The organism is Nonomuraea zeae, from assembly GCF_005889725.1.
Classification (GTDB): domain Bacteria; phylum Actinomycetota; class Actinomycetes; order Streptosporangiales; family Streptosporangiaceae; genus Nonomuraea; species Nonomuraea zeae.
Map to the genome: position 1 here is coordinate 1 of NZ_VCKX01000396.1, position 9,844 is coordinate 9,844.

The window sequence follows — 9,844 nt, forward strand, 5'->3', positions numbered from 1 at the left end:
CCTTCGCCGCTCGACCCCAGCCCCCCGACCCCAGCACAAGCCACCCGCACGCCGGCCGACACGAACCTGACGGACGACACTGCCCCGACGGACCCGGCAAACGACACGGACCTTCCAGACCCGCTGAACCCGACGGACGACACAGCCCTGACGGACGACACCGCACCAGCAGCCGACCCCGCATCAACAGCCGGCCCCGGCCTCCGGTCCGAGGCGGCGGGGCACACCCGTGCCGCGGGGCACACCCCTGCCGCGGCGGACAGCCCCCTCAGCTGGGCGATCCCCGACCCTCCGGACCTGGTGGCCGACCTCCCCAACAAGATCGCCGCCTACCGAGCCGGCTACCTGGCCGAAGACCGCAGGCTCCTGGAGAAGGCCCTGCGCGCAGGCACGCTGATGGGCCTCGCCACCACGAACGCCCTCGAACTGGGCGTGGACGTCTCCGGCCTGGACGCTGTCCTGATCGCGGGCTGGCCAGGAACCCGGGCCTCCCTCTGGCAGCAGGCAGGCAGGGCCGGCCGCGACGGCCAGGACGCCCTCGCCGTGCTGATCGCCCGAGACGACCCCCTGGACACCTACCTCGTGCACCACCCCCAGGCCCTCTTCGGCCAGCCCGTGGAGGCGATCGTCCTCGATCCCGACAACCCCTACGTGCTGGGCCCCCATCTCTGCGCCGCCGCCGCCGAGATCCCGCTGACCGAGGACGACCTGCCCACCTTCGGCGCCACCGCCCCGGACCTACTCTCCGACCTGGTCGCCCAGGGCCTGCTCAGAAGGCGTCCGGCAGGCTGGTTCTGGACCAGGCGCGAGCGCGCCACCGACCTCGCCGACATCCGCGGCGGCGGAGGCGCCCCCATCCAGGTCGTGGAGTCGTCCACCGGCCGTCTCCTCGGCAGCGTGGACGAGTCCGCCGCCCACACCACCGTGCACACGGGCGCGATCTATCTCCATCAGGGCGAGACCTTCCTGGTGGAAGAACTCGATCTGGAGGCCGGGGTGGCGTTGGTCGCCGGCGCCAACCCCGACTACTCGACGTTCGCTCGCGACATTACGGACATCTCCATCCTCGGCACTCAACGTTCCCAACCCCTGGGCCCCGGGACGCTCCACTTCGGCGAGGTGGAGGTGACCCGGCAAGTGGTCTCATATCTCATGCGACGCCTCCAATCAGGCGAGATGCTCGGCGACGAACCCCTGGACCTGCCGCCCCGCACCCTCCGCACCCGCGCGGTCTGGTGGACGCTCCCCGCCTCAGCGGTGGCCCCCCTGGCCGAGGCAGGCATCGACCTGGGCGGCGCCGCCCATGCCGCCGAACACGCCGCCATCGGCCTGCTCCCTCTCTTCGCCACCTGCGACCGCTGGGACATCGGCGGCGTCTCCACCGAACTGCACGCCGACACGGGCCTGCTCACAGTCTTCGTGTACGACGGCCACGAGGGCGGCGCCGGCTTCGCCGAACGCGGCTACGCCCGCGCCACCGACTGGCTGACGGCCACCCGCGAGGCCATAGCCTCCTGTGAATGCGAACGCGGCTGCCCGTCCTGCATCCAATCCCCGAAATGCGGCAACGGCAACGAACCCCTGCACAAACGCGGCGCCATCCGGCTTCTCAACACGCTATTGGGTACCGAGTGAACGAAATGCGAATAACACGTCTCACTGCTCAATAATCCATGCCCGCCCGCGGAGCCATTCCATATCAGGCGCGAGCCACCACACGCTCACGTCAACCACAACTCGGCCCGCATCGACCTGCCCTCACCTCGTGAGGCAGCAGCCCCGAACGCGCGACCAAGCCGAACCCAGCCGCCAAGCAAATCAGCATCGCCGGCCCTTCCCATCACGGCACAGATTCCGATGCCACAACAGGCACATCTAACAACGCCCCTGTATCTCTCCCGCCGAAACCAGCCCACCGATCTCGCACCTGGGGACAGCAGTCAACCCCCCAACCGGACTAGGACACGCACAGAGAGGAGACATGACCAATCCACAGATCCCCAGGGCCGCCACAAATTCCATAGAATCGCGACATGACCCTCGACTTATTTGCCGGAATTCCAGTCACCGACTACCCGGCGGCACTGAAGTGGTACGAACGGCTGCTGGGCTCCCCGCCGACGTTCATCGCGAGCGACACGGAAGCCGTGTGGGAACTGGCAGAACACCGGTACGTGTACGTCGAGCAGCGGCCCGAGCACGCCGGCCATGCGATGCACACAATCTTCATCGAAGACCTCGATACGCGTGTGGCGCAGATCGCTGAGCGAGGAATCGACCCCGCCCAACAGGAGACTTACTCCAACGGCGTACGCAAGACCACCTACCGCGATCCGGACGGCAACGAAATCGGGTTCGGCGGCGCCCCCTTGTGACCCGTACGGGGTCCGCATCCGCGCTCGCTACCTGCACCCGGACGACTCACCACCCGCCACCGCCTAACTCAGGTACAAGCGGGAGGCCCGCCGAACCCACGCCCAGCCACCAACCGACCTCGCACCCCGCAACCACACCCAGCCGCCAACCGACCTCTCACCGATCGCAGCGGCCAGCGTCAGCCACCGACTCCGCGCAGACCCGCAGGGGCCAGCGTCAGCCGACAAACCCAGCGACGATGGCGGGGACCCTCTGCCACCCCAACCAACCCGGCAATGACGGCGGGGGCCGCGCCACTAAACCAATCCCGCAGCGACGGCGGGGGCCTGCGCCAGCCACCCCCACGCCGACAGCAGGAGCCTGCCCAGCCAACCAGCCCCACGCCGACGACGGGCAGCCTATGTCGGGTGGCGGGCAACCCATGTCGGCCGAACCAGCCCTTCCACACCGACGGCGAGAGCTTATGCCAGCCACCCATCCCCGCAACGACGCCGGAGCCATGCCCCAGCCAGCTCGCAGCAACGGCAGGAGCCTGGAGTCCACTGACCGCACCCCGGGCCGGTCAAGCGGGCAGTATCCCCATCACTCGCACCGATAATCGGCGATCGGCTGCCGTCTCAGCTGTCGCCATCCCCGCGGCGACGGCTGGCATAAGCCTGTTCGCCGCCGTCCTCGTTGCTGTCGGCCGCCCAGAAGTCAGCGGAGCCAGGCTGCGGTCGCTCCCAGAACCCGCTGTCCTCCATGGACCTGGGCGACGGCGGCAGGTAGTCGTCCCAGCGATCCTCGATCCGGACAGCGGGCGGGGTAACAGGCGTGGCGGCCGACGCGGGAACGTCGGTCACCGCAGAGCTGGGCAGTGATATGCGAACCGGCCCACGCGCCTCGCCCTCCACATCGAGGTATCGCGGAAGGGCGACGGGCACTTCCCCGCGCCCCTGGGTGTCTCCAGACGACTGCCCGCCCGGGGCGACACCACCGGAATGCTGAGCAGCTGTAGATCTCAAGGCATCTGCCGGTTGCTGCCGGATGGAAGCCGCCTGCTGGGTGGCCGTGGACTGCTGATCGGATCCGGATTGCTGCGCAACAGCCCCCTGCTCGTCGGATGACACCCGCTGAGGGGTCGTCGGCACGTCCCCGGCAGACGGTCGTGGCACGGACGCCGGCTGCTGACCAGGCCGCAGATCCTGGACCCCCAGCCGCGCCGCAGCCGATGCCTGCTCCTGGCCCGACGCTGGCTGCAGGGTGACCGTCGACTGCCCGAGAACCTCCGGATGTTGAGCTGTTTCCGGCTGTTCTGCGACAAACGGCTGTTGGGCCGCCGACTGCCGGGCGGTCAGTTGCTGGGCGGTCAGTTGCCCGGCGGTCAGTTGCCCGGCGGTCAGTTGCTGGGCGGACGGCGGCGGCCGATGAGCGGACGGCGGTTGGCTGGGCGAGGCCTGTTGGTAGCCGGACGGCAACCGGTCGGCCGACGTCAACTGGTAGCCGGACGGCGGCCGATAGGGGGACGCCAGTTGGTGGGTGGACGGCGACTGCCCGGCCGACGAGGGCTGATGGGCGGACGTTGCCTGGTTCCCGGACGGTGCCTGGTCCCTGGACGGCGACTGCTCGGCCGACGCCAAGTCGTAGCCGGACGACGGCCGCTCGGCCGACACCGACTGATGGGCGGACAGCGGCCGATCGGCCGCCGCCAGCTCATGGGGGGACGCGAGCCGGTCGGCCGACGCCGACTGGTGTGGCGACGCCGACCGTTCGGTCGATGCCAGCTGATGTGCAGATGACGGCCGGTCTGCCGACGACGGCTGGCGGGTTGCGGGCGCTTCCTGGGCGTGGCTCTGGGCGGGGACGCGGGTCTTTGCGACGGCGAGAATCACCGCGGGCCGCCGAGGCGTTGTCCCCCCATGCGGGGCACTTTCATTCACCGGCTTCGTCGCCGGAACCGTTTCGCCAGGCGGCGAGACAGCAGCGGATGCGGGTGCGGGTGCGACAGGTCCGGGTGCGGGGCCACCGGGGCTGGAGGCAAGTGCGCGGCGGCGGGCCCAAGCGCCTGCGTGGGCGCCGAGGAGCAGCAGGAGGAGTCCGCCCGCGACATACAGGCCGTATTGGCCGATGTTCCCCATGGGCGACTCGCTCGACTGTGCCTTCACATCACTGGTCTGTACGGGATCGGCTTCCGTGTCGTCCTTCGCGCCGTCTTTCGTACCGTCCTTCGTCCCGGCCGGCGCCAAGCCGTCCGTTTCGTCTTGATCGCCGGTTGACGTGTCGGCGGTCGGGATCGGGAGATTGCCCTTTGCGTCGGTGTCGGGGATCTGCGGCAGCTTGGAGGTCTTCGGCTTGTGGGCCGTCGGCTTGCTCGTGGGCAGCGTCTGCTTCTTGGCGGGCAGGGTGGGCAGGGCGTCGACGCTCTTGGTGTCCTTGTTCTTCGGCGTCTGCTGAGTGCTGGTCGTCTTCTTCGGCTGGGCAGCGGGCGGGGCGGGGAAGGTGATGTATGCGGCGGCCGAATTGCCCGACCCGATCGAACCGCCGTCGCCATCACCCCTGAACGCCTGAACCGTGAACCCCACCTTCTGCCCCGCCGCCTTGCTCGGCACGGCGAGCGTCGCCTTGCACGAGGAGCCCGAGCACGCGCTGTCGGCGGCGAGCCGGCCGACGATGCCGGACTGGCTGTTGGAGACTTCGTACGACTGCAGGTCGGGCTCCGAACCCCTGCTCCAGGTCACGACAACCTTGGTGGTGCCCTGGAGGCTCGCGTTCACGTTGCCCGGGGCCTCCGCAGGTCGCCGCAGCTTGAACGTGCTGCTCGCGTACCTGGTCTGAGTGATCTCTCCCTTGAGCGTCACGGTGAAGGTGCCGTTCGGAGCGCTGCCGGCGTCGAACGTACCGGAGATCTCCTGGTTCGCGCCGCCGCCGGCCACCTTCTGGCTCGGCGTGGACGGTCCTTCTACGTACAGACCCATGCGGAGCTGCATGAGGCCGGTACGCGCGGAGATCGTGACCGAGGAACCCGAGACCACCTGACCGTCAGAGGGCGAGGTGATCTGCCCGGCGGAACCGGCCTGCTGCACCGCTACGGCGGCCTGCGCGGATCCGCTGCCGAGCATGATGGATCCCGCCACGATCATCCCTGCGGCCACCACTCTGCCGACTACCGTCACGACGCTTCCCTCCATCGAGAGCCTCGCGCCGCATGACCGCCGGGGAGCGCTCACGCGACGACCGGAAGTGCAGTCCGCCCGGCCGATACGGTCACCGACCGTCCCCGAGCCCCGCTCGCCTTAGCGACCTTCGTTCCGGCTCTCCCAGACTTCCTGTCACAGACGGCATGAACTGAGGGTAAGCGGAACCTTACGGGAGATATCCAACTCTTGGACACCATGTCTAAGAAGTCGTGACGGGATTGCGACATTGCCCCTCAGGCCCCAACGACCACACCGTTCGCGTCGACTGACCTTGCTCCTGGTTGAGGGCGTTCTCAATGCATTCCACGTCGTTGGCCAGCCTGTGCTTTCCTCTGCGTGCGTCCTTATCGGCCGGGTGCCTTTGCAGGGTTTCGGCGTTTCGCTGTTACGCATGCCTCTGTGATTGACCGTTCCACTTGTCCTCGTCTTCGGTCTTCTAGGGACGCCTCGTGCTCGTGCTCGCGCTCGCGCTCAGGTGACTCGGCGGTCGGCGGTCGGCGGTCGGCGGTCGGCGGTCGGCGTATCGTGCTCTGCCGGGCTGGATTTCGCTGGTCCGCATCGTCCGAGGAATGAGGATGGGCGTGTCCGCCGATCTACACTCCTTGGCCGTGGCGGGAAAGCAACGCGGTGGATCCTTCTATGACTCGCCTGAGGTCTTCGAGCGATATCTCGGTCATCGGCACAGTGGCGTATCGAGCCCCAATCATGTGATGGAGGAGCCGGCCCTCCTGGACGAGTTGGGGATCGTTACGGGGCTGCGGGTGCTGGATCTCGGGTGCGGTGATGCGGCCATCGGCCCGCTGCTGTTGAACGCCGGGTGCCGTAGCTACTTGGGCTTGGATGGCTCGGCGGCGATGGTCGAGGCGGGCAACAGGGCTCTGGCCGGCATGTCGGGACGGGCTGCACTACTCGATATGGAGGACTTCGCGGCACCGCCGTCGTCGTTCGATCTGATCGTTTCGCGTCTCGCGTTCCACTATGTCGAGGATCTCGCGCCGGTCCTGGCCGCCTGTCGCGCGAGCCTCTCGCCTGGTGGGCGCATCGTGTTCACCGTTGTCCATCCCGTATTGACCTCCCACGACCCCGGTGGGCAGGGACCGCGCGGAAATTGGGTCGTCGACGACTATTTCCGTCAGGGGCCGCGGGAGCGGAGTTGGCTGGGCAGCACTGTCACCTGGTTTCACCGCACGGTCGAGGATTACGTGGCCATTCTGGCGAGCTCCGGATTCGTTCTGACTTCTCTGCGTGAGTGTGCGCCCAGGGCTGATCGCTTCGATGGGGATGCTGACGAGCTGGCGCGTCGTCGTCGTGTTCCGCTGTTTCTGCTGCTTGCGGGTAAATGCGGCTGATGGTGACTGTCGGAGTGGTGGCCGCCTCTTCAGCGTGGTGTCGAGGCTGCTGGGCCTGCGCGTGATCTGCCGGTCAGGGTGCGGGTGCCCACCACTGGTAGCGAGATCGACAGGGAGGTCCGGACGTCGGCGATCTCATTGGTGATCTCGCATTCGGCGAGTTGGACGCCGTTGCTCGTGGCAAGGGCCGCTGCTTTCTGGCAGGCAGCTTCCGGGTCGATCAACGCGAGCCTCGCCGCTGCCAGAGCGCTCAGGTCGGCGGCGTTGCTGACGCGGTGGCGGGCCACACGGGCAGCGCCCACGGTGGCGAGCGCCGTGGCGACTGCCATCAGCAGGCCCATGAGGGCCACACCCCAGAGCGTGGCCGAGCCTCGTTCTGCGTACCGAATCGATGCCTCCGTGGTTTTGGGATCGGTGCCTCCGTGGTTTTGGCGATCGGTGCCTCCGTGGTTTTGGGATCGGTGCCTCCGTGGTTTGGGCTGTGGGCGTCATTGCTAGGGGCTACAGCCCTGCTGTCAGGGTTCGGTGTCGGCGGTGGCTGACGCGGATACGCGTACGGCGGGTAACGACGGGCCCCAGGCTGGTCTTACTTCTACGGTGATCCGCACTTTTGTGGTCTCTAGGTCGCGGGTCACTTCTACGTGTGCGTTCGAGCGGGTGGCTGAACGGGCGAAATCGCGTACCTGGGACAGTGACTCGCCACGGGCGGCGGCTCGTGCTGCGGCGCGGGCCGCGTCCACGCATTCCAGCTGAGCGCCAACCGCTTGGATGGCCCAAAGTGCGGCCGCCAGGACGACCATGAGCGCGGGCAGCATCGCGGCCGTCTCAGCTGTCACCGAACCTCGCGATGCCGGCCTTTCACCGGTCTCGAAGGTCCGCGCGTGGCGGGGGGTCATGCGCTAATCGGTTGTCTTGAGTGCTCGGTCGATCAGGGCTGTCAGCATTTCCTGCACCTCTGGGCTGCTCACCACTTTGAACAGCAGTGCTGCGAAAGCGCAGGCCGCTATGGTCCCGACGGCGTATTCGGCTGTTGACATGCCTCGCTCTCGGTTCGCGGCCGCGTAGTGGAGCCATTTGCCGAAGCGCCGCTTGTCGAAGCGTCGTGTCGAGGTGTCGGCCTGGCCGTGGCCCAGCGCAATCGGCCGCGCTGGGATCAGGTGACTGCGGTGGCGCGGTGTGGTGGGGGCGGCTTTGATGTCGTCGTCTGGCGTGATGGCGGGACTTTGCATCGGGCCCTCCAGGTGAGTCGGAGCCGGGGTCTTGTCCGGCGGGAGTCCAAGGGTCGCCGAAGCGGGGTGATCGGCGAGGGGCCGAGCGGCGTTCTGTGGAGAACGATCGGTTGTCCACAACCAGCGGATTGACCTGAGGTTTTGGGTTAGTCCGTCCTCCTTCGGCCCGTATGCGGCCATTGTGTAGCCCGTCTCAGGCGCTTTCGCTGGTCAGCGCCCCATCCGTGGCCGTTTCGGCCGATGGAGTCGCCTCGACCAGGGCGTTCGCTGGATCCATGACCGTTTCGACCGATAGGGCAGCCTCGATCAGGGCGTTCGCTGGATCTTCGCCGCCTTTGACCCAAGGAGCGTAGGTACTGAGCAGGATGCGGATGGAAGGGCCCAGCGCCACCGAGCAATCTCAGCGGCGCCCGCACTCGTCGCTGTCAGCATGCTGGCGTTCGGCTGCCGTAGGTCGTAGGACCCGCCTCGCGATGGCGGAGGCCTGCTCTGCGAGGCAAGAGCGGCTTTGCGGGCTCGCTTCCACACCGACCCGGGCCTGGCCGGACACCTTGTCCTGGACGGGGCTCTTGCGGAACAGCCGCCCGTCCGGGGTGCGGGGGTCAGCAGGTGCAGGCGCAGGATGACCCCAGCCCAGGCGAGATCAGGAGCATACGGACCCTCTTGGTGCTGCGGGGCGTGAGCCCGCGGGTGTCGTGCCATTCGCCGTCGTTGGTCCACAGTTCGCCGACGTCAGGGCATGCCTCATGAGGTGGAGACTCGGGAACGGAGTCGACAGGCGAAGGGCTTCGGCGGGTGCTGGCTTCGCGGACGGGGGCTCGGAGGGAAGGGCTCGATGGCGGGCTCAGTGGTGGAAACCATGCGGCGCGGACTCGGGGCGGCGCGGACTCGGGGCGGCGCGGACTTAAGAGTGGCGGGCGCGAGGGTGCAGGGCGTCAGCTCAGGAGCGGGGCGGGGGCGAGAGCCCTTCAGATGCAGGCTTTACGGGATGATGATCGTGGAGGCGAGACCGGCTATGACCGGGATGATGCCGAGTAGCACGAAGGCGGGCAAAAAGCAGAGGCCTAGAGGGGCTACTGCCATTACGCCGACTCTTCTGGCCGAGGCTACGGATTCGGCTCTCAGTGCTTCGCGGGCGTCGTCGGCCAGGCGGGTCAGGACGTCCGCCACAGGTGCGCCGCTTTGGGCGGCTCGGCTCATCGCTCGAGAGAGCCGGCCCATCGCGGGGTCTCTGGCCAGGCCGGCCCAGGTGGTTTCCGGGTCGGCGCCCAGGCGTAGCTGACTGCTCACCCAGCTGAGTCGTTGACCGAGGGGACCGCCGATCGCAGTGGCGGCGACTTCGGTGGCGGCGCTCACCGGGCGTCCTGCGCGTAGGCAGGCGGTCATCAGGTCCGCGGCGAAAGGCAGGTCGATGGCGATGCGCTTTTGGTCTTGGCGGGCCTGCTGGGGCTGGCGCTTCTTGCGCAGGAAGGTCGCGACCGCGGGGGTGGCCAAGAGGCCGGTGATGATTCCGGCTGTGCCGCCTATCAGGAGAGCGAAGATCAGTCCGGTGCATAGGGCGGGGACGGCGGATTTGCGGGCTATCGGGAGTCGTGGCTGATGGTGGGTGGGTTGTAGCCACGTTGGTGGTTGCTGCTCTTCCGGGCGTAGCTGTGTGGGGTTGCTTGGAGGATGGCGTTGGAGGGTTGCGGGGAGGGTTGCTGTTGATGAGGGT

The 9,844-nt window shown here is 67.9% G+C and carries 9 protein-coding genes; 3 read left to right on the top strand and 6 right to left on the bottom strand.

The features are described from left to right. Both ETD85_RS56205 and ETD85_RS56210 read left to right on the top strand, forming a co-directional pair. On the top strand, positions 1 to 1,635 hold a 1,635-nt coding region (locus ETD85_RS56205), incomplete at its 5' end, for a Zn-binding domain-containing protein (RefSeq protein ID WP_240780059.1). Between the two features lie 398 nt (positions 1,636 to 2,033). Then, positions 2,034 to 2,375 (top strand): VOC family protein, encoded by a 342-nt coding sequence (locus tag ETD85_RS56210; protein WP_138698039.1) that lies wholly within the window; start codon positions 2,034 to 2,036, stop codon positions 2,373 to 2,375. 618 nt (positions 2,376 to 2,993) lie between these two features. Here ETD85_RS56210 and ETD85_RS56215 read toward each other — a convergent pair. After that, the gene (locus ETD85_RS56215) at positions 2,994 to 5,528 is read right to left on the bottom strand and encodes a hypothetical protein (RefSeq protein WP_138698040.1); all 2,535 of its coding nucleotides are present in this window, start codon (positions 5,526 to 5,528) and stop codon (positions 2,994 to 2,996) included. A 599-nt stretch (positions 5,529 to 6,127) separates the two neighbouring features. Here ETD85_RS56215 and ETD85_RS56220 point away from each other — a divergent pair. Beyond that, positions 6,128 to 6,901, top strand: coding sequence for a class I SAM-dependent DNA methyltransferase (locus tag ETD85_RS56220; RefSeq protein WP_170247394.1), 774 nt, complete (start codon positions 6,128 to 6,130; stop codon positions 6,899 to 6,901). A gap of 29 nt (positions 6,902 to 6,930) precedes the next feature. Here the strand turns inward: ETD85_RS56220 and ETD85_RS56225 are convergent, their stop codons facing one another. From ETD85_RS56225 to ETD85_RS56245, 5 genes are all read right to left on the bottom strand, one after another. Next, positions 6,931 to 7,290, bottom strand: coding sequence for an Rv3654c family TadE-like protein (locus ETD85_RS56225; protein WP_276617415.1), 360 nt, complete (start codon positions 7,288 to 7,290; stop codon positions 6,931 to 6,933). 126 nt (positions 7,291 to 7,416) lie between these two features. Beyond that, entirely contained in the window at positions 7,417 to 7,797 is a 381-nt protein-coding gene (locus tag ETD85_RS66415; protein WP_138698043.1) for a TadE family type IV pilus minor pilin, read from the bottom strand. 3 nt (positions 7,798 to 7,800) lie between these two features. Beyond that, entirely contained in the window at positions 7,801 to 8,130 is a 330-nt protein-coding gene (locus tag ETD85_RS67130) for a DUF4244 domain-containing protein (RefSeq protein ID WP_138698044.1), read from the bottom strand. A gap of 193 nt (positions 8,131 to 8,323) precedes the next feature. Next, complete coding sequence (locus ETD85_RS56240; RefSeq protein ID WP_138698045.1) at positions 8,324 to 8,521, bottom strand: hypothetical protein; 198 nt, start codon at positions 8,519 to 8,521, stop codon at positions 8,324 to 8,326. A gap of 590 nt (positions 8,522 to 9,111) precedes the next feature. Further along, a complete protein-coding gene (locus tag ETD85_RS56245) occupies positions 9,112 to 9,624 on the bottom strand; it encodes a type II secretion system F family protein (protein ID WP_240780060.1) in 513 nt (170 codons plus the stop codon). Positions 9,625 to 9,844: the final 220 nt, after the last annotated feature.